The sequence below is a fragment of the Streptomyces prunicolor genome (genome assembly GCF_045162825.1).
GTDB lineage: Bacteria > Actinomycetota > Actinomycetes > Streptomycetales > Streptomycetaceae > Streptomyces > Streptomyces prunicolor.
Genome location: NZ_CP108676.1, coordinates 5,184,320 through 5,203,854, shown reverse-complemented (window position 1 = coordinate 5,203,854; position 19,535 = coordinate 5,184,320). Strand labels below are relative to the sequence as shown.

The window sequence follows — 19,535 nt, the reverse complement described above, 5'->3', positions numbered from 1 at the left end:
GCCATGACACCCGCCATGACTTCCGCCGTCCCGCGCCCCTCCGTGTTGTTCGTCTGCGTCCACAACGCCGGCCGTTCCCAGATGGGCGCCGCCTTCCTCACCCACCTCGCCGGTGACCGGGTCGAGGTTCGATCGGCGGGTTCCGCTCCCGCCGACACGGTCAACCCGGCGGTGGTCGAGGCCATGGCGGAGGTGGGGATCGACATCTCCGCCGAGACGCCCAAGGTGCTCACCGTCGAGGCCGTACAGTCCTCGGACGTCGTGATCACGATGGGCTGCGGGGACACCTGCCCCGTCTTCCCCGGCAAGCGGTACCTGGACTGGCGGCTCGAAGATCCGGCGGGGCAAGGGGTGGACGCCGTGCGGCCCATCCGGGAGGAGATCGAGCGGCGGGTACGCGGTCTGCTCGGCGAACTCGGACTCGGACCCGGACCCGGACTCGGAACTTCGGCGGCATCGGCCTGATCCCGGAGGGGGAGCGGGGTCGGCTCACGCCGTGTCTCCTTCTCCTCCACCCTCACCTTCACCGCGCGGATGCCGCAGACTCCGTCCGATCCGGGGGTTCCGCGCGCCGAAGGGCCCCCGTAGCCCCCGTAGTCCTCTAGACCCCCGAGCCCCCGTAGTACGATCCGCCCAGAACTTGACCTGAGGGTTTACGCCCCGGCCCCCTCCCACGCGGCCGGGCCGGGGCCTCATCGTGTGTCCGGGGGACCTGCGTGAAGACGAGGCGTATTTCGCTGCTCGCCGCGGCGGCGACGGTGTCGGGGCTGACGGGTGTGATCGTCCCCGGGGCGGCCGACTCGTACGCGGCGTCGGGACGGACGGGATCGTCGTGACGGACCTTGACGGTGGCGACGCGCCGACGATCGGCGGGGAGCCGGGTGCCACCCGGCCGGGCTCCCTGTGACCCTGCTGGTCGCCGCCGTCATCGTGCACGACCGGGCCGCGGGCCGGGTCGTCCTCATCCAGCGCGGCGAGTACGCCAAGTTCGGCCGCGGGATGTGGGACCTCCCAGTCGGCAAGAACGAACCCGGCGAGCCCGTCACCGCCACCGCCGTGCGCGAACTGCACGAGGAGACCGGGCTCGTCGTGACGGAGGAGTCGCTGAAGGTCGTCCACGTCGTCCACGCGGCCCTGGGTGTCGGGGCACCGACCGGCTACCTCACGGTCGTCTTCGCCACGGACGAGTGGACCGGCGAACCCGAGAACCGCGAACCCCTCAAGCACGCGCAGGTCGGCTGGGTCGACGTCGACGCCGTTCCGGAGAACTTCGTCCGGGGCAACGCCCAGGCGCTCGACCACTACCTCAACGGAACCGGGACACAGATGTCTCTGTACGGCTGGGCGTAGTTGAGTTGAAGGGAGCGGGCTGTGCCCCACGTGTTGAACCTCTGGCGCCAACACCTGGGAAAAGTACCGGAGTCGGTCTGGCAGGACACCGAACTCCAGGTCCTGATCCTCGCGGACAACGGACTCACGACCCTGTCACCGGAGATCGCCCAACTGCGCCGACTGACCACCCTGGACCTCGGCCACAACCACCTCACCTCGCTGCCCGCCGAACTGGGCGCCCTGCCCGACCTGAACGGCTGCCTGTACCTCCACGACAACGACCTGCCCGAACTCCCGCACACCCTGGGCAACTTGACCCGGCTGCGCTACCTCAACGCAGGTGAGAACACCCTCACCGCCCTCCCCGACACCATCGGCCGCATGGCCGCGCTGACCGAACTCCGCGCGCAGCACAACCAGTTGACCACGCTCCCCGACACCATCGGGAACCTCCTCAACCTGCGCGAACTCTGGCTCCGGGGCAACGAGATCACCCACCTGCCGTCATCCGTCGCCGACCTCCACCACCTACGTCACCTGGACCTACGGGAGAACGCACTAGCCGAACTCCCGCCCGCCTTGGCCGACTTGCCCCGCCTACGCCACCTCGACGTACGCAGCAACCGCCTCACCCTGCTGCCGGACTGGCTACTGGACCTGCCCTCCCTGGAGAAGCTGGATCTGCGCTGGAACGCCTGCGATCCGTCCTCGTCGCTGCTGGGCGAGTTGGAGCGGCGCGGGTGCGTCGTCCTCTCGTGAGCAGCGGGGCAGTTGCTCCGCGAGGGTGAATCAGGCTGCCTCGGCAGCGGCTGGATCTGGTCTCCGAGTCTCTTGTGGACACTGGACTCGCAGCGTTCAGGAACATCTCTCGGTCCATATATCCGGGACATTCCATATCTTGCCGTCGGCGCCTTTCGGTCACTTCCCGACATTCCCCAACATGTAAAGTCCGACGCCCAGTTGGGGACGAACACGGGGAGCGGGTGAAGACGACGTATGAACAACACCTCCCCACCAGTCGTCCTGAGCGAAGGCCTGGCCTTCCGATACGCGGCCGGTGGTGGGCTGAGCCGGGCCGATCTCAGCCTTCGGGCGGGAACGATGGCCGCCGTCGAGGGGCCGTCCGGGTCCGGGAAGAGCACCCTCCTCGCCCTTCTCGGGCTCATTCTTTCGCCGGCCGCGGGCTCGCTGCACATCGCCGGTACCGACACCGCGGCGCTGTCACCGGCCGGCCGGGACGCGCTGCGGCTGCGTTCGGTCGGCATCGTGTTGCAGGACCTCGGGCTTCTCACGTTTCTCAACGCGTGGGAGAACGTCGCCGCCGCCTTCGGGCCACGGCTGTCCCGGCACCGTACGGCGGCCCGGGCGATGCTCGGTGACCTCGGTATGGAGCAGTTGGCGGACTCTCCGGTCACCGAACTCTCCGGCGGGCAGCGGCAGCGCATCGCGGTGGCCCGGGCCGCTGTGAAGGAACCGGTGCTCGTCCTCGCCGACGTGCCGACCTCGGGGCTGGACCCGAAGAACGCCAACTCCGTGATGAGTTCGCTGCGTTCGTGTGCCGAGCGGGGCGCGGCCGTGCTGCTCGTGACGCATTCCGCCGCGGTCGCCGAGGTCTGCGATCAGCGGTATGTGCTGGGCTCCGGTGGGCTCACGCAGATCGAACTCTCCTCGTTCGAGGGCGATGCGTCGGTCCGTTCGCTCACCAGCTCGGCGCTGCGGGAAGCCGCGCGGGTGAAGGGAGTTCGGCAGGTCGTCGCCGACTACCCCTCCGTTCTGTACGCCGAGGAGAACGGGACGTACGACCTGGCGAGTCACACCCTGACCCCGGACGACGATCTGCCGGTCGTCGAGGGGGAGTTCACCGGGCCGCTCGGTCCGGACGAGGTCGTGCTGCCCGCCAACGCGCAGGGGGCCGACTTCACTTCACTCCTCGGTCGGTCCGTCGCCTTCGGGTACACCAAGGCGACGGGCGGTGCTTCCGGTACCAGGGCTGTCGTCAAGCTCAAGATCGTCGCTCTGTACGACCCCGGTTGGCAGGCCGACGGGCCGGGCGTCGCCTATCTCTCGCAGGACACGGCCGCGTTGCTTGCCGCGGCACGCGCAGGGCGGTCGGCGGGAGACTTCCGGGACAGGGAGGGTGCGCAGTCCGCCGTCGTCGTGGTCGTGGTCGTGGTCGTGGTCGAGCATCAGCGGCAGGTGGCCGCGGTCACCAAGTCCCTTCAGGACAAGGGGTTTTCGGCCTCCGCGGTGTCCGACCGGGTCCGTGACCTGCCCGGTCTGTTCGGTGCGGCGGATCTCGCGATGCGCCTCGGCGTGCTGGTTCTCGCCCTCGGCGCGCTCGCGCTCGGTGCCGTCCGGGCCGGGGACAGCGCGCGGGCCCGGATCGGCCAGTTCGCCATCCTGCGGATCCTCGGTGCCGGACGGCCCGAACTACGCCGCGTCCTGCTCGGTGAAGCCATGCTCTCCGGTGGGGTCGCGGGGGTCGTCGGCGTGCTCGTCGGGACTCTGCTGTCCGCCTCGCTGGCCGGTCCGCTCAGTGATGTGCTCGGCCTGCCCATCATGGTCATGGACGCCCTGCCCGGACCGGCCTGGGCCACCGCCGCGCTGCTGCTGCCCGCTGCCGGCCTGGCCGCCGGTACCCTCTTCGGCAGCCGCGAGGCCCTCCGCCGGGACCCCTATCTCACGGCCCGAGCGCACGGCTGACCTCCGCCCGCGGTGCGAGATCAACACTCGATCGGTACTCCGTCGGTACCGCGTCAGTACTCCGTCGTCTGCGACTCCAAGTACCCCTTCAGGAAGGTGTACTTGGCCTGGCTGTCCGCCGCCGGGAGGGGCGCGAAGTGGTCGCCCAGTTCCATCGACACCGGCTTCGACGTACGCAACGCCGGCCACACCGGCAGGCCGTGGCCGTTCGGGTTGCCCGTCGCCGCGAAGTTCGCGATGTACGACGACGTCGTGTCGGCGATCGCGTGGTCCGCGGCCGTCCACGGGCGGTCCGTGCCGTACAGGTTGCCGAAGAGGTAGTACTTCTCGGCGCCGTGGTACGCGCCCGCGCCGTCCGCCGGTTCGATCGGGTTGGTGGTGTCCTGGCCCGGGGGGACGTGGGTCCACCAGTAGTTGTAGACCGGGCTGCGGTTGGCGGCCGTGACGCGGAACTGGGTGCCCCAGAGGAACGTGGAGACCCGTTCCTCGTCGCGGGCGTAGGCGTTGTACTGGGCTGCCGCCTCCGTGTCCGTCGTCGCGGGGTAGAGGGCGAGGAAGTCGGCCGCACTGTCGCCGAACGTCGTCTCCGCGTACGCCTCGTACGCCGCGACCGTCATCGTCAGGGTCGGGGACGCGCCGTTCTCGTCCTTGTTGTTGCCGCTGAGGACCGGGATGTCGTACTCCGTACGGGACTTCATCGCCGCCGTGTACGACTTCGGCAGGACATAGCCGTCCAGTACGTTGCCGAAGCTCGTGCCCGCCGCCGGGGCGCCCTGCGCGTACACCTTCGTCACGATCTCGTCGGCCGTCAGCGCGCGCAGGTCCGGCAACGTGGACGCGCCCATGTACGTCGCGAACGCCGTGCCGTTGGCCTCCGCCGCCGCCAACTCCGAGTAACCGCCCGCCACATGGCCCAGCGCCGGGTCCTTGGTGTACTGCACGCCCGCCGAGAGGACCGCCCGGTGGAACAGGCCCCGCGCCAGCTTCGAGATCATCAGGATGTTCACGAAGGACGAACCGTGCGACCAGCCCGCCAGCGTCACCCGCTCCGGATCGCCCCCGAACGCGGCGATGTTGCGGCGGATCCACCGCAGCGCCGCCACCGTGTCCAGCACACCCCAGTTCCCGGAACCACCGTGCCCGCCCTCCGAACTCAGCGCCGGATGCGCGAGGTTGCCGAAGGCGCCCACCCGGTGGTTGTACGTCACCACGACCGCGCCCTTGGCCGCCAGGTTCGCCCCGTCGTACACCGGCTGCGAGGCCCACATGGCGCTGTTGCGGCCGCCGTAGATCCACACGAAGACCGGGCGGAGGTCCCGGGCGGAGGTCGAACTGCCCGCCCCCGTCCAGATGTTGAGGTTCAGGCAGTCCTCGCTCAGCGGGGGCACCTTGTCGGCGGCGATGCCTGTCACCGGCTGGGGGCAGGCGGCGCCCCAGGTGTCGGCCTTGCGGGTGCCCTGCCAGGAGGCGGGGGGTCGCGGGGCGCGCCAGCGGTTCTCGCCGGCTGTGGAGGCGGCGTAGGGGATGCCCTTGTAGACGGTGACGCCGGGGAGGGCGGCGGGGACGCCTGTGACCAGGCCGGACTGGGTTCTGGCCGGGTGGCTCGCGTCGTTGCGCGGGGTGGCTGATGCCGGGGCGGTGGGCAGGGTGCTCAGCAGGGCCGCGCCGGCCGTGACGCCTGCCGTACGGCCGAGGAAGCCGCGACGGCCGACACCGGTGGGGGAGGAGTTCACTGTGTCTCCCGATCACTTGAGGACGAGTCGCCTCATGCTGTGCCGGGACTACCGGTACGGCCTAGCGAGTTGTCGTGACTCACAGTGTCCACGGGTGCAACTTAGGTTGCGGACTCGCGGGTTGACACCTCGGATCGTGAACGACCTTCCTACAGAGCCGACTTGACCGTGCGCAGCACCGTGTCCGCCATGCCCCGCTCACCTCGTGCGTTCGGGTGCACCGGAGCCGCCGGGTTCTCCGGTACGAGCGGTTCGATCCAGCGGGTGTCCTTCGCCGTGCAGGCGTTGTGGTCGGCGGAGGGGGTGTAGGTGTCGACGTATCCGACCCCCGCCTCCGAAGCCCGTTGCCGCAGCATGGTGTTGAGCTGTTGCTCCTTCTCGCGGAGGAAGCTCACGTCGCCCGGGGCGAGGGACATGTCCCGGCCGCAGTCGGCGCTGTTGGAGGGCAGGATCGCCGGGTACGAGACGACGTAGACCCGGGCCTCGGGGGCGCGGTGTTTGACCTCCGTCAGGACCCGGGTGAGCCGGTCGCCCGCCGTGCTGATCTTCTGCTTGACCTTGTCGGAGTCTCCGTTGACGTACTCGCGCTCACAGGGCGCGTCCTCGGTGAAGTACTTTCCGCTGCCGGTGAGTTGGTACAGCGCGCCCATCCCCACGCACCGTTTGATCATCGAGCTGAAGTCGATGTCGTTGCCGCCGATGCCGATGGTGACGAGGCGGGTGTCGGACGAAAGTGCCTTGAGTTGGGGGGAGTTGGTTCCGTCGTCCGTCTTCTGTGCCGCCGTGAGGTCGGTGGTCGTGGCGCCGCTGCAGCTCACGTCGTGGAAGTCGCCTGCCTTGATGCCGAGTTCGGCGGCCACCAGGGACGGGTAGTTGCCGGTGGAGCGGTCGCATCCGGCCGGGGTGCCGGTGGGGTCCGTGACGCCGGGGGCGGCGGTGTAGGAGTCGCCGATCGCCACGTACGGGCCCTTCGACGGGGCCGCGTAGGCGACACCGGTGTGGCTGTCGCCGTCGCCGTCGCGGGCGACCAGGACGACGGTGAGCAGGGTGCCGCAGGCGAGGAGGCCGGCCACCCCGGCCTGCACGGAGGTTTTCATCGAAATGCCCTCTCTGATGGGCGAGTTGATGGATTGGTGAGCTGGTGACTTGGTGAGTTGTGGACGTCCGCGGGCCCGGCGACGGGCGGGGGGAGTGCCCCGTCGCCGGGCCCGGGACTTGTGCCGGTCCCCGTCCCCACGGGATCCGGCACCGCGAGGCCGCCTCCGCTCTCGGCGACCCCGGTCTGCGCGATCCCTACGGGACCGGTGTGAGGGGAGCCGTCGGAGTGCCGGCGGTCGGCGCCGGGACCTTGCGGCTCAGGGCCTCGCCCTCGACGTCCATGCGAGGCAGGATCCGGTCGAGCCAACTCGGCAGATACCAGGCCTTGTTGCCCAGGAGGGAGAGCACCGCGGGCACGATCGCCATCCGGACCACGAACGCGTCGAAGAGAACCGCGACGGCCAGCCCGAAGCCGATCATCTTGATCATCGAGGCGCCCGCGCCGATGAAGCCCGAGAACACCGCCATCATGATCAGCGCGGCGGCCACGACCACCCGGGCGCTGTGCCGGAACCCGGAGACGATCGCCTCACCGGGCCCGTCCCCGTGGACGTACGCCTCGCGCATCCGGGAGACCAGGAACACCTCGTAGTCCATGGCGAGGCCGAAGACGATGCCCACCAGGAAGATCGGCATCAGGCTCATGATCGGGCCGGTCTGGTCGACGCCCAACAGCGCGGCCCCGTGGCCCTGTTGGAAGACCGCGACCACCGCGCCGAGCGCCGCGAGCACCGAGAGCAGGAAGCCGAGCGCCGCCTTCAGAGGCACGAGCAGCGAGCGGAAGACCAGGAGCAGGAGGACGATCGCCAGGCCGACCACCAGCGCCAGATACGGGATCAGCGCGTCCTGGACCTTCTGCGCCACGTCGATGTTCAGCGCGGTGGTACCGGTGACCTCGAAGCTGGCGCCGGAGGTCTTCGACTCGATGTCCGACCGCTCGTCGCGGATCGTCTGGACGAGCTGCTTGGTCTTCTCGTCGGTGGGGCTGGTGGCGGGGGTCGCGCTGAACACCGCTGTGTCGCCGGCCGAGTTGAAGCGGGCGGGTGAGACGGAGACCACTCCGTCCGTGGCTGCTATCTCCTTCGAGACGGTCGCTACGGCACTCTTCGCGTCGTCCGCCTTCTTCGCGTCCACGACGATGGTCAGGGGACCGTTGAAGCCGGGGCCGAAGCCCTGCGCGAGGTCGTCGTAGGCACGGCGTTCGGTGGTGGACGTGGACTTGGCCTCGTCGCCGGGCATGCCGAGCTGGAGGTTCAGGGCCGGCAGAGCCATCGCACCGAGGCCTACGACACCGAGCAGCAGGACGGGGATCGGGCGGCGGGCGACGATCCGGGCCCAACGGCTGCCCCCGTTCTCGCCGTTGCCCCGCCTCATCCCCTTCTTCCGTTCGCGGCGGGAGAGGACGGCATTGGGCCAGAAGCCGAGGACGGCGGGGACCAGGGTGAGGGAGATCAGGACCGACAGCAGGACCGCGCCCGCCGCCGCCAGCCCCATCTTCGTCAGCATCGGGATGCCGACCACGGACAGACCGGCCAGGGCGATGACAACGGTCAGTCCGGCGAACACCACTGCCGAACCCGCCGTACCGGCGGCCAGTCCCGCTGCTTCGCGCGGCGCGTGGCCCTTCTCCCGCTCCTCCCGATAGCGGGACACGACGAACAGCGCGTAGTCGATACCGCAGGCGAGGCCGAGCATCGTGGCCAGTGTGCCGGTGGTCTCGGAGAGGCCGAAGGCGCTGCCCAGGGCGAGGACGGCGGACATGCTGATGCCGACGCCGAGGATCGCGGTGAGCAGGGGCAGGCCGGCCGCGGCCAGCGAACCGAAGGTGATCAGCAGGACCACGGCGGCTATCGCGATGCCGATCGCCTCGGCGCTGCCGCCGGCGGCGGGCTGGGTGGCGAGCGCGTCGCCGCCGACCTCGACGGTCAGGCCCGCGTCCCTGGCCGTGTCGATGGCCCGTTCCAGGTGGGTCTTGGCGGCGCCGGTGAGGTCGTCGGCCGTCACCTTGAAGGTGACGGTGGAGTACGCCGTGGACGCGTCCTTGCTCACCGCCTTCGCGGCGAACGGGTCGACTGCGGAGGCGACTTGGGCACCGTCGGCCGCGGCCGTCACCAGCTTCTCGATCGCCGCCCGGTTCTCGGTCGCGGTGACCTTCTCGCCGTTCGGGGCGACGAAGACGATCCGCGCGCTCGCGCCGTCCGCCGCGGTGCCGGGGAAGCGCTGCTCCAGCAGGTCGAAGGCGCGCTGCGACTCGATGCCCGGCATCGTGAAGCCGTCGTCCGGAGCGGCGGGGGCCTTGGCGGCGGCGAACCCGACGGCGCCGAGGACCGCCACCCACAACAGGGTGACGAACCAGCGCCACCGGAAGGCCACACGGCCCAAGCGATAAAGGAGAGTTGCCATGGCTGGGGAAGGCCTCCACGTCGGCGGTCGGTCGAGATCCAGATCACGTTCGAGATCGAGTGCGTGATCGTGGTCTCAAGCCTTCCGGCGGCGGCCCTACGGCACGAGGGAGTGCCCTCCCGAATGAATGGTGTAGCCCGCTACACCATCGCCGCGCGGCTCAGCCCCTGCTCAGGCACGTCAGCCCGCGTGCAGGTCCGTCAACTGGCCCAGCGGCAGCGTGTGTTGGGTCTGCAGGACCTTCGCGCGTAGATACCGGACGTTGTGCGGGGTGGTGAACACACCGGTCGGCACGCGGTCGTGGACGTCGATGCCGAGCCCGCGCAACTGGTCGGCCTTGTCAGGGTTGTTGGACAGCAGGTCGAGCGAGCTGATCCCGAGGGCGGTGAGCATCTGCGCGGCGGCCGTGTAGTCACGGGCGTCCTCCGGCAGGCCCAGCGCGGTGTTCGCGGCGTACGTGTCGAGACCCTGGTCCTGGAGGGCGTACGCGTCGAGCTTGTTGTAGAGGCCGATGCCCCGGCCCTCCTGGCGCAGGTAGAGCAGGACACCGCCGCGCTCGGCGATGCGCTCGACGGCCTCGCGCAGCTGGGGTCCGCAGTCGCAGCGGGCGGAGCCGAAGACATCGCCGGTCAGGCACTCGGAGTGCAGCCGGACCAGCGGGGTGGTGCCGGGGGCGGGGTCGCCGAGGACGACCGCCAGGTGTTCCTGGCCGTCGGTCAGGCCGTGGAAGGTGACGAGTTCGGCGTCGACGCCGTAGCCGTCCTGGAAGCGCAGCGGTACCCGGACGCGGGCACGCGGGGTGGCGGCGGGCAAGTCGGGCATGCGGGTCTCCGTGGTCCGGCGGCAGGTACGCGGATGTGCTTCAGTTTTGAAACACATCCACGATCACGGAGACTACCTCATGTTTTAAATTTGAAGCAACAGATTTGTGTGACGGGTCACGAACATGAAGGGGTGGAGCGGCGGCGCCACGGAACGTCCTGCGGCTCCTCCAGGGCCCGCGCGATCCCCGCGCTGATCTCCTCCAGCTGCCCCACCTGCTCCGGGGTGAGGTGATCGAAGATCGCGGCCCGTACGGTCTCGACATGACCCGGCGCCGTACGCTCCAGGACGTCCATCCCCGCGTCGGTCAGGATCGCGGTGCTGCCCCGCTTGTCCGAGGGACACCCCTCCCGCCGGACCAGCCCGTCCTTCTCCAGCCGGGTCACGGCGTACGTCAGCCGGCTTCGGGTGATCTTCGACTTCTCGGCGAGGTCGGTCATCCGCAGTCGGCGGTCCGGCACCTCGGAGAGGTTGGCGAGGATGGAGTAGTACAGGTGGGGCATGCCGGCCTCCTGCTGGAGCTGCCGGTCGATCGCGTCCTCCAGGAGGTGCGTCGCGGCGATGTACGCGCGCCAGGCGCGTTGCTCCTCGGCGGTGAGCCAGCGAGTCGTCATGCCCCCAGTGTAGGTTTGTTTCAAACTTGAACCAAGCCCCGCCATCCCCACGAGCAATGACCGGGAGCGCGTCGATGCCCCACCCGTACGTCCCCTACGTCCTGCTGTCCGCCGCCGTCTCCCTCGACGGCTACCTCGACGACACCGGCCCCGACCGGCTGCTCCTCTCCAGCCCGGCCGACTTCGACCGCGTCGACGAGGTCCGGGCGTCCGTGGACGCGATCCTCATCGGCGCCGGCACGATCCGCGCGGACAACCCCCGCCTCCTGGTCAACTCCCCTCAGCTCAGGGCCGGTCGAGTCGCCGCAGGCAAGCCGGAGTACCCCCTCAAGGTCACGGTCACCGCCTCCGGCGACCTGGACCCGACGGCCAACTTCTGGCACACGGGCGGCGAGAAGCTCGTCTATACGACGGACAAGGGCGCGGAGCGAGCGCGCGGGCTGGGTCTCGCCGCGGACGTCGTCGCCCTCGGCCCCGATCTCGACTGGCGCGCGCTACTTCAACACCTGCACGCGGTAAGGGGAGTTGACCGCCTGATGGTCGAGGGCGGCGGCACGATCCACACCCAACTCCTCCAACAGGGCCTGGCCGACGAACTCCACCTGGTCCTGTCCCCCCTCTTCGTGGGCGACGACAAGGCCCCCCGCCTCTTCGGCCCGGGCACGTACCAGCCGGGCCGCCTCCGCCTCGTCGAGACCCGCCCCATCGAGGACGTCGTCCTCATGCGCTACGAACCCACCGCCCCCGGCACCGGAGACCTCCCCTCCGCCGCCGACCACCACTGGCTCGCCCTCGCCTGCGACCTGGCCGCCGACTGCCCGCCCTCGGAGACGGCGTTCAGCGTCGGCGCGGTGGTGGTGGGGGAGGACGGCACGGAGTTGTCCCGGGGCCACTCCCGTGAGGCGGGTGACCCGGTGGTCCACGCGGAGGAGGCGGCCCTGGCGAAGATCGACTCGGCAGACCCGCGCCTCCCCACGGCCACGGTCTACACGAGCCTCGAACCCTGCACCCACCGCGCCTCCCGCCCCAAGCCCTGCGCCCGCCTCATCCTCGACGCGGGCGTGCGGCGGGTGGTGACCGCTTGGCGCGAGCCGGACACGTTCGTGGAGGGGGCGGACGGGAGCGGGATGTTGGCGGCGCGGGGGGTTTCGGTGGTCGTACTTCCGGAGTACGAGGAGCGGGCGAAGGTGCCGAACCGCCATCTGCTGGGCTGACCCGGGACACCTACCCCAGAAAAGTGTGACACTTCCGCGAAAAGTGTCACACTTTTTCGGGACACCTACCTCCCCCCCGGGCTCCCCGACCGGCCCATCAAATCCTGCGCCCCACTCCCCACCAGGTCACGCTCACAAAGAACCGGTGCGGACAACGCGGAGGTAGGACACATGAGGTCAGTGGGCCGGCGGCACGCCATCACCTTGCTGGGCGCGTCCGTAGCCGTAGGACTACTCGCCTCGTGCGGAACGGCGGACACCGGCACGCGAACCATGGCCCGGGCACTCCCCGCAAGCGCCGCGTTCACGCACCCCGGGGTACTCGTCAGCAAGGCCCAGCTGGACGCCGTACGCAAGAACGTCACCGCCGGCAAACAGCCCTGGCTGAAGGCGTACTTCGGGATGCGGGACAGCAAGTACGGGTCGTACAAGTACACGGCGAAGCCGTACGCGGACGTCGACTGCCCCTGGAACGGCAAGGCCGCGCACGGCTGTGTCGAGGAGCGCGAGGACGCGATCGCGGCGTACACGCAGGCGCTGCTGTTCAGCATCACCGGGAAGCAGCATCACGCGCTGAAGGCGCGGGAGATCATGGACGACTGGTCGGCGAAGATGAAGGAGCACACCTCCGACGACGCCGGACTGCAGACCGCGTGGGCCGGTTCGACCTGGGTGCGGGCGGCGGAGATCGTGCGGTACGCGCCCGGCGCGGGGTGGCCGGCGGACCGGGTCAAGCGCTTCGGGACGATGCTGCGTACCGCCTACGAGCCGGAAGTCACCAAGGACCTCCCGGACTACAACGGCAACTGGGACCTCGCGATGACGGACGCGGCGATCGGCATCGCCGTGTTCCTCGACGACCACAAGGCCTTCGACGCGGCCGTCAAACGCTTCCGCGACCGCGTGCCCGCCTACTTCTACCTCGCCAAGGACGGCAAGGTGCCGCTCACCCCGGTGGGTTCGAAGCTCACCACACCGCAGAAGCTGACGACGTACTGGTTCAAGCAGACGACCTTCAAGGACGGCGTCGCGCAGGAGACGTGCCGAAACTTCAAGCACGTCGGGTATTCGCTGGCCGCGACCGCGCACATCGCCGAGACCGCCTGGCACCAGGGCGTCGACCTCTACGACGGGGTCAAGGACCGGCTCAAAGCGGCCCTCGAATTCCACGCCCGCTACCAGCTCGGCGAGCCCGCGCCCGCCTGGCTGTGCGGCGGCAAGGTCGACCGGAACATGGGCCCCGACCTGGAGGTCGCCGTCAACCACCTGGAGGGCCGGCTCGGCGTGAAGGTGCCCGCCGCGCACAAGCTCGCCGAGTCCACCCGGCCGGCCGGCAGCGACGACCTCTTCGTCTCCTGGGAGACCCTCACGCACGCCGGGAACACCGCGGACTGAAGTCACCGAGAACACCGCTGATCGAAGTCAGCCGGAAACACCGAAGGCCGGAACCCATTTCTGGATTCCGGCCTTCGGCCTTGAGTAGCGGGGACAGGATTTGAACCTGCGACCTCTGGGTTATGAGCCCAGCGAGCTACCGAGCTGCTCCACCCCGCGCCGTTGTGTTCCCAACCATACGCCATCCGCGGGGCCTCCTTCACCACCTTTGCCTCCGGGCCACCTCCGGCCTCTTCATCCGGTCGGCCCACACCACTCGCCGTCCGCCCCCGCCCGGGGAAACCTGGACGCGTGGAGGAGGGTCCGTACGTGCGAGCCGGCGGGCGCCTCCCCGGCGATCCCACGCCCGACCCCGGCCTCGGCGCCTACCCGGCACCCCACCCCGAGGGCGAGGGCCGGCGGATCTCGTACGCCCGCGCCGTCGTCCGCCGACTCCCCGCGCTGCTGCTGATCGGCGGGGCGTTCTACGACTACCTCACCCCGCAGGACTTCACCGCGGCCCCGTTCTTCACCGCTGCCCCGCTGGTCGCCGCCCCGCTCTACTCGCGGCGCGGCACCGTGCTCACCGGCCTGGCCTCCGTCGCCGTCGTCCTCGCGATCCACCTCAGGCTCGGCATAGTCCTTCACACCGGCGCGATCACCGAGGCGGCCACCGTCGCGACGGTCGCCGTCCTGGCCGTCCTGATCAACGTCCTGGTCCGCCGCGGCAGCGAACAGCTCGCCTCCGCGCGCGAGATCGCCGAGGCCGCCCAGCGGGCCGTACTGCCCGAACCGGCCGAGCGGATCGGCGGGTTCGAGATCGCGGCACGGTACGAGGCGGCGCAGGAGGGCGCGTTCATCGGTGGCGACCTGTACGCGGTGCAGGACACCCCGCACGGCGTACGGCTGGTCGTCGGCGATGTGCGCGGCAAGGGCATGGGCGCGGTCGCCGCCGTCGCCGTGGTCATCGGGGCGTTCCGGGAGGCCGCCGAGCAGGAGGCCACCCTGGAGGCGGTCGCGCAGCGGCTGGAGCGGGCGCTGGCGCGCGAGGGCACCCGGCGCGACGGGCTCGACGCGTTCGAGGGGTTCACCACGGCCGTCCTCGCCGAACTCCCGCACGGCGACGGCGTCGTACGGATCGTCGACCGGGGACACCCGCCGCCGCTGCTCCTGCACGAGGACGGCACCGTAAGCACGTTGCAGGTCCAGGAGCCCGCACTGCCCCTGGGAATGGGCGAGTTGGGGGTCTGGCCCGACCGCGCCGAGGAGTTCGCGTTCCCGGGCGGGGCCACCCTCCTCGTGTACACCGACGGCCTGTCCGAGGCGCGCGACTCCCGCGGTGTCTTCTACGACCCCGGGGAGCGGCTGGCCGGCCGGACCTTCCGTACCCCCGCGGCGTTGCTCGGCATCCTCGCCAGGGAGGCGCGCCGGTACTCCGGGGGCTGGATGACGGACGACATGGCGATGATCGCCGTACGCCATCCCTGACCGGATATCACGGGCCGTGACCGGTCGAGCGCCCTCCGCATAACAACTGATACACCGTCAATACCTGTGGGAATCCTGAGACTTGGCCAACTCGCCCGTTTTTCGCCGGTGGTGGGCCGTTCGTCCAGCAAGGAAAGGTTAATGATCAAGCCGAACAGCTTGGAAACGGGCGCCCGTGTCTATTAACGTTCGATAACGCAGCGCGGTCGTCCCAGCCGTCACTAGAGATGGCTCCGTGCGCACGCGCCGAATCCTGAAAGGGAACCGGGGAACCACCACTTGGGGTGAATCGCTCGTCGACTGCCGTGGAAACACGGCCGGTTTACGCGCGTAGGAGACCTTCCTGCTCCGAACCCGTCAGCTAACCCGGTAGGCGAGAAGGAAGGAAAGGAGCACGCCCACGTGGCGTCCAACCAGGCTGCCCCAGAAGCCCCTGTCGTCTACGGCGGTTACCGCCCCGACGAGGGCCCCTGGGAGGAGTGGAATCCCAGCGCGGAGACCGTTGCTCCCAACCGCGGCAAGCACCGTGTCGCCAAGCAGCGTGGTGGCGGGGGATTCGCCCGCAGCTCCACCGTCCTGGGCGTCGGTGTCATAGCCGCCGTCAGCGCGGGCGGTATGGCGAGCGCCAACACCGGCAAGCCGCCGGTCTCGATCTCCATGCCCGACCTGCCCTCCGTGGGTCATCTGCTGGACGACTCCTCCAGCACCCCCAAGGGTTCCGCGACCGCGCTCAGCAGCGTCGGCGTCAGCAGGACCGAGACCGCCAAGGGCGCCTCGGACGCGGGCGAGTTGCTGCGCAACCGGATCATGGAGCAGGCCGAGTTGCAGCAGCTCCAGGTCGACGGCAAGTCGAAGGCGGCCGTCGAGGCCGCCGTCGCCAAGCAGGTCGACGACGCCGCCGCCAAGGCCGAGAAGGACGCGGCGAAGAAGGCCGCCGACGCGAAGAAGGCCGCGGAGGCCGCCGCCAAGAAGAAGGCCGAGGCCGCGAAGCTCGCCGCGCTGGCCAAGCAGTACACGCTGCCGGTCGGCTCGTACACGATCACCGGCACCTTCGGCCAGGCCGGCTCGATGTGGTCCTCCGGGTACCACACGGGTCTCGACTTCGCCGCTCCCACCGGCACGCTGATCAAGGCGATCCACAGCGGCACGGTCACCGAGGCGGGCTGGGCAGGGTCGTACGGGTACCGCACGATCCTCACCCTCGACGACGGCACCGAGCTGTGGTTCTGCCACCAGTCCTCGATCAACGTCAGCGTCGGGCAGAAGGTCTCCACCGGTGAGGTCATCGGCCGCGTGGGTGCCACCGGCAACGTGACCGGACCGCACCTCCACCTGGAGGTGCACATCAACGGCGCCGCCACCGCGAGCGACCCGGCGCCCTGGCTGCGCAGCAAGGGCCTCAACCCTTAAGGGCCTCAAGGGTCTGGAATATCCGGTTCCGGTCCGGCGGTTGACGTGGAGCATGACTTCTCTTCGCAAGCTGGGCCGGTCCGACCTTGAAATCTTCCCGCTGAACCTCGGCGGCAACGTCTTCGGCTGGACCGCCGACGAGGCGGCCTCCTTCGCCGTGCTCGACGCCTACACCGCCGCCGGGGGCAACTTCGTCGACACCGCCGACTCGTACACGGCGTGGATCGAGGGCAACAAGGGCGGTGAGTCCGAGACCGTCATCGGCAAGTGGCTCAAGTCCCGCGGCAACCGTGCCGACGTCGTGATCGCCACCAAGGTCAGCCAGCACCCCGACTACCTCGGTCTGTCCGCCGCCAACATCAAGGCCGCGGCCGACGCCTCCCTGCGCCGCCTGGGCACCGACTACATCGACCTGTACTACCCGCACTTCGACAAGGAGGAAGTGCCGGTCGAGGAGATCGTCGGCACGCTCGACGAACTGGTCAAGGCGGGCAAGGTGCGGCACATCGCCGCCTCCAACATCTCGCCGGAGCGACTCCAGGCGTCCCTCGACTTCTCCGACCGCGAGGGCCTGGCGCGCTATGTCGCCATCCAGCCCCACTACAACCTGGTCTCGCGCGACACCTACGAGGGCGAGCTGCGGGACGTCGCCGAACGCGGCGGACTGTCGGCCCTCCCCTACTTCTCGCTGGCGGCCGGCTTCCTCACCGGCAAGTACCGCCCCGGTACGACGGTCGACAGCCCGCGGGCCGGGCGCGCGGCGCAGTACCTCGAATCGGAGCGCGGCCAGCAGGTGCTGACCGCCCTCGACGAGGTCGCCCAGGCCCATGACGCCCCGGTCGCCACGGTGGCCCTCGCCTGGCTCGCCGCCCAGCCCACGGTCGCGGCCCCGATCGCCTCCGCCCGCACGGTCGAGCAACTCCCCGCACTGCTGGGCGTGGCCGAACTGGAGCTGACGGACGCGGAGATCGCCCGCCTCACGCAGGCGTCGGCGTAGCTGTCCTTGGAGCTATGACCGGTACGGGTTGTACAGGGGAGTCCCGTACGACCCGTACACCGGCGGCCACGGCGGCACCACCACCGGTACCGGCGGCGCCGTCCGCCGCGCCGCGAAGTCCAGCGCGGGCCGCGCCACCTCCCGCCGCAGCCACAGCTCGTGCAGCAACTCCCTTTCCCGTACGACGAAGTCGGCGCCGGCGCGACCCCGCCCGGCCCGGTGTCGTAGGAACGCCAGGGAGGTCGCGTAGGCCTCGTACTGGGCGACCGAGCGGCCCGCCGGTCTGCCGAGGTGGTGGCGGGCGTAGTCGCGGGCCAGCCGCCGTGCCTTCATCGAGCCGAGCACAAACGGTTCGGCCGGGGTCAGCCAGCCCGCGTAGACGTAGACGGGCAACTCCTCGCGCACGGTGCGCAGTTCGCGTTGCCGGGTCCAGACCGCGAGCCAGGTCAGCAGGCCGAACATGGGGACCATGAAGAGGCCGTAGACCTCGAAGAAGCCGTACTGGCCGAAGGTCGAGGAGCCGTTCCAGATCGCGTGCATGCCCATCGCGAGGAGCAGGCCGGTCAGCGGGACCAGGACGCGGCGGATGTGGTGGCGGTCGGGGGAGAGCGCGGCGATGCCGAAGCCGATGCCGGTGAGGACGGTGAACAGGGGGTGCGCGAAGGGGGACATGACGATGCGCACGAAGAAGGTCGCCGCGGTGACGGAGGTGAAGCCGCGGTCGCCGGTGAGCTGGTCGGTGCCGAAGGCGGTGCCGAGGTAGAGGATGTTCTCGGTGAACGCGAAGCCGGTGGCGGTGACCCCGGCGATCACCACCCCGTCGACGATCCCGGTGAAGTCCCGTCTGCGGAACAGGAAGACGAGGAGTACGGCCGCGGCTTTCGCCGACTCCTCGACGATCGGCGCTATGACGGTCGCGCCGAGGGTGTCCGCGCTGGTCGGGTCGGCGGTGGTCGTCGCTATCCACCTGGTCGCGAAGCTGTTGGCGACGATCGCTATCAGGGCCGCGGCGCAGGCGCCCCACGCGAAGGAGAAGAGCAGGTTCCGCCAGGGCCCGGGGTCGACGCGGTCCAGCCAGCGGAAGGCGGCGACGAGGAGGGGTACGGGGAGTACGGCGAGCCCGAGGCCCACCAAGAACCCTTCCGTACCGGTCTGTTGGCGGACCAGCGCGAGGATGACGAGCCCGGAGAGCGTGAGCAGGGCGATCAGCCCGCCGTAACGGACCCACTTCCGCTGCCACCACCGCTCCCGCGGCCCGTGCCCGGACACACCACCGGCGGGGTGGCCGGGGTGCGGGGGGTGGAGCGGAAACGTGGCCACGGCATCGACCCTAACGAGGTAAGGGCACGGCCCGCGAGGGAGCCTGGCGTCAGCGCTGGTCGTCAGTGCTGGTCGTCGTCTGGTCGTCGTGGGGTACGCGACGGAAGAGCAGATCGTTCACGACATGACCCTTGTCCAGTCCCTGGCCCTCGAAACGGGTCAGCGGCCGGAACTCCGGACGGGGCGCAAAACCGCCCTCAGGTTGGCTGTTCTCGAATTCCGGATGCGCGTCCAGCACTTCGAGCATCTGCTCCGCGTACGGCTCCCAGTCGGTCGCGCAGTGCACGGTCGCCCCGGGCTTGAGCCGGGTCGCGGCGAGGGTGAGGAACTCCGGTTGGATCAGGCGGCGTTTGTGGTGCCGCTTCTTGGGCCAGGGGTCCGGGAAGTACACGCGCAGTCCGTCGAGCGAGTCCGGGGCGAGCATCTCGCGGAGCAGGATGATCGCGTCCCCGTTGGCGACCCGGATGTTGGACAGGCCGTGGTGGTCGGCGAGGCCCAGGAGGTTGCCCTGGCCCGGGGTGTGTACGTCGGCGGCGAGGATGTTCGTCGCCGGGGCCGCGGCGGCCATCTGTACGGTCGCCTCACCCATTCCGAAGCCGATCTCCAACACCACCGGGTTGTTGTTCCCGAACAACTCGGAGAGGTCGAGGTTCCGTTGGCCGTCGATGTCCAGGCCCCACTTGGGCCACAGGCGTTCCAGGGAGTCCGCTTGGCCGGCTGTCACCCGGCTTCTGCGGGGCTGGAAGCTTCGGATGCGGCGCTCGAAGTGGGAGCCGGCGGGGTCGGGCGTCGGCCCGTCGGGGAAACGGGGTTCGCCCTTGGGCCGGGTTCGCTGCGCGGGCTCGGTGGGGGCGGCGGGGGTGTTGGTGGAGTCAGACACAATGCGGTGATTTTACTGGGCGGGCGCCTTTGCGTCTGCGTGGCTTGTGTTGTCTGGCGAGTGCGAGTGCGAGTGCGAGTGCGAGTGCGAGTGCGAGTGCGAGTGCGAGTGCGAGTGCGAGTGCGAGTGCGAGTGCGAGTGCGTGGG

Annotated in this window: 16 protein-coding genes, 1 tRNA gene and 1 riboswitch; of the genes, 9 read left to right on the top strand and 8 right to left on the bottom strand. The window is 69.9% G+C overall.

Annotated features, from left to right (window positions below):
- Positions 1-3: 3 nt before the first annotated feature.
- The 4 genes from OG588_RS23765 to OG588_RS23750 all read left to right on the top strand — a co-directional run bounded on the left by OG588_RS23765 (position 4) and on the right by OG588_RS23750 (position 4,035).
- Positions 4-465 (top strand): arsenate reductase ArsC, encoded by a 462-nt coding sequence (locus OG588_RS23765; RefSeq protein WP_405949069.1) that lies wholly within the window; start codon positions 4-6, stop codon positions 463-465.
- A 438-nt stretch (positions 466-903) separates the two neighbouring features.
- Positions 904-1,350: an NUDIX domain-containing protein gene (locus tag OG588_RS23760; RefSeq protein WP_405949068.1), complete on the top strand. Its 447-nt coding sequence runs from the start codon at positions 904-906 to the stop codon at positions 1,348-1,350.
- A gap of 21 nt (positions 1,351-1,371) precedes the next feature.
- Complete coding sequence (locus OG588_RS23755) at positions 1,372-2,091, top strand: leucine-rich repeat domain-containing protein (RefSeq protein ID WP_405949067.1); 720 nt, start codon at positions 1,372-1,374, stop codon at positions 2,089-2,091.
- 237 nt (positions 2,092-2,328) lie between these two features.
- A complete protein-coding gene (locus OG588_RS23750) occupies positions 2,329-4,035 on the top strand; it encodes an ABC transporter ATP-binding protein (RefSeq protein WP_405949066.1) in 1,707 nt (568 codons plus the stop codon).
- A gap of 53 nt (positions 4,036-4,088) precedes the next feature.
- Here OG588_RS23750 and OG588_RS23745 read toward each other — a convergent pair whose 3' ends face one another.
- From OG588_RS23745 to OG588_RS23725, 5 genes are all read right to left on the bottom strand, one after another.
- Positions 4,089-5,768 (bottom strand): carboxylesterase/lipase family protein, encoded by a 1,680-nt coding sequence (locus tag OG588_RS23745; RefSeq protein WP_405949065.1) that lies wholly within the window; start codon positions 5,766-5,768, stop codon positions 4,089-4,091.
- Positions 5,769-5,917: 149 nt separating this feature from the next.
- Positions 5,918-6,865: an SGNH/GDSL hydrolase family protein gene (locus OG588_RS23740; RefSeq protein ID WP_405949064.1), complete on the bottom strand. Its 948-nt coding sequence runs from the start codon at positions 6,863-6,865 to the stop codon at positions 5,918-5,920.
- A 196-nt stretch (positions 6,866-7,061) separates the two neighbouring features.
- On the bottom strand, positions 7,062-9,269 hold the full coding sequence (locus OG588_RS23735) for an MMPL family transporter (protein ID WP_405949063.1): 2,208 nt from the start codon (positions 9,267-9,269) through the stop codon (positions 7,062-7,064).
- A gap of 180 nt (positions 9,270-9,449) precedes the next feature.
- Positions 9,450-10,091: a GTP cyclohydrolase II gene (gene ribA, locus OG588_RS23730; protein ID WP_405949062.1), complete on the bottom strand. Its 642-nt coding sequence runs from the start codon at positions 10,089-10,091 to the stop codon at positions 9,450-9,452.
- A gap of 116 nt (positions 10,092-10,207) precedes the next feature.
- Positions 10,208-10,705, bottom strand: coding sequence for a MarR family winged helix-turn-helix transcriptional regulator (locus tag OG588_RS23725; protein ID WP_405949061.1), 498 nt, complete (start codon positions 10,703-10,705; stop codon positions 10,208-10,210).
- Positions 10,706-10,779: 74 nt separating this feature from the next.
- Here OG588_RS23725 and OG588_RS23720 point away from each other — a divergent pair, with 74 nt between their 5' ends.
- Complete coding sequence (locus OG588_RS23720) at positions 10,780-11,919, top strand: dihydrofolate reductase family protein (RefSeq protein ID WP_405949060.1); 1,140 nt, start codon at positions 10,780-10,782, stop codon at positions 11,917-11,919.
- Positions 11,920-12,090: 171 nt separating this feature from the next.
- Complete coding sequence (locus OG588_RS23715; RefSeq protein WP_405949059.1) at positions 12,091-13,314, top strand: alginate lyase family protein; 1,224 nt, start codon at positions 12,091-12,093, stop codon at positions 13,312-13,314.
- Between the two features lie 85 nt (positions 13,315-13,399).
- Here OG588_RS23715 and OG588_RS23710 read toward each other — a convergent pair.
- Positions 13,400-13,473, bottom strand: a tRNA-Met gene (locus tag OG588_RS23710).
- 150 nt (positions 13,474-13,623) lie between these two features.
- Between OG588_RS23710 and OG588_RS23705 the strand changes: the two genes are divergently transcribed.
- The 3 genes from OG588_RS23705 to OG588_RS23695 all read left to right on the top strand — a co-directional run bounded on the left by OG588_RS23705 (position 13,624) and on the right by OG588_RS23695 (position 17,188).
- Positions 13,624-14,781, top strand: coding sequence for a PP2C family protein-serine/threonine phosphatase (locus tag OG588_RS23705; RefSeq protein ID WP_405949058.1), 1,158 nt, complete (start codon positions 13,624-13,626; stop codon positions 14,779-14,781).
- A gap of 234 nt (positions 14,782-15,015) precedes the next feature.
- Positions 15,016-15,172: riboswitch (cyclic di-AMP (ydaO/yuaA leader) on the top strand.
- An 11-nt stretch (positions 15,173-15,183) separates the two neighbouring features.
- Positions 15,184-16,191, top strand: coding sequence for a M23 family metallopeptidase (locus OG588_RS23700; RefSeq protein WP_405949057.1), 1,008 nt, complete (start codon positions 15,184-15,186; stop codon positions 16,189-16,191).
- A gap of 52 nt (positions 16,192-16,243) precedes the next feature.
- The gene (locus tag OG588_RS23695; RefSeq protein ID WP_405949056.1) at positions 16,244-17,188 is read left to right on the top strand and encodes an aldo/keto reductase; all 945 of its coding nucleotides are present in this window, start codon (positions 16,244-16,246) and stop codon (positions 17,186-17,188) included.
- Positions 17,189-17,200: 12 nt separating this feature from the next.
- Here OG588_RS23695 and OG588_RS23690 read toward each other — a convergent pair whose 3' ends face one another.
- Both OG588_RS23690 and trmB read right to left on the bottom strand, forming a co-directional pair.
- Positions 17,201-18,508, bottom strand: coding sequence for a PrsW family intramembrane metalloprotease (locus OG588_RS23690; RefSeq protein ID WP_405949055.1), 1,308 nt, complete (start codon positions 18,506-18,508; stop codon positions 17,201-17,203).
- Between the two features lie 49 nt (positions 18,509-18,557).
- Entirely contained in the window at positions 18,558-19,388 is an 831-nt protein-coding gene (gene trmB, locus OG588_RS23685) for a tRNA (guanosine(46)-N7)-methyltransferase TrmB (RefSeq protein WP_405949054.1), read from the bottom strand.
- Positions 19,389-19,535: the final 147 nt, after the last annotated feature.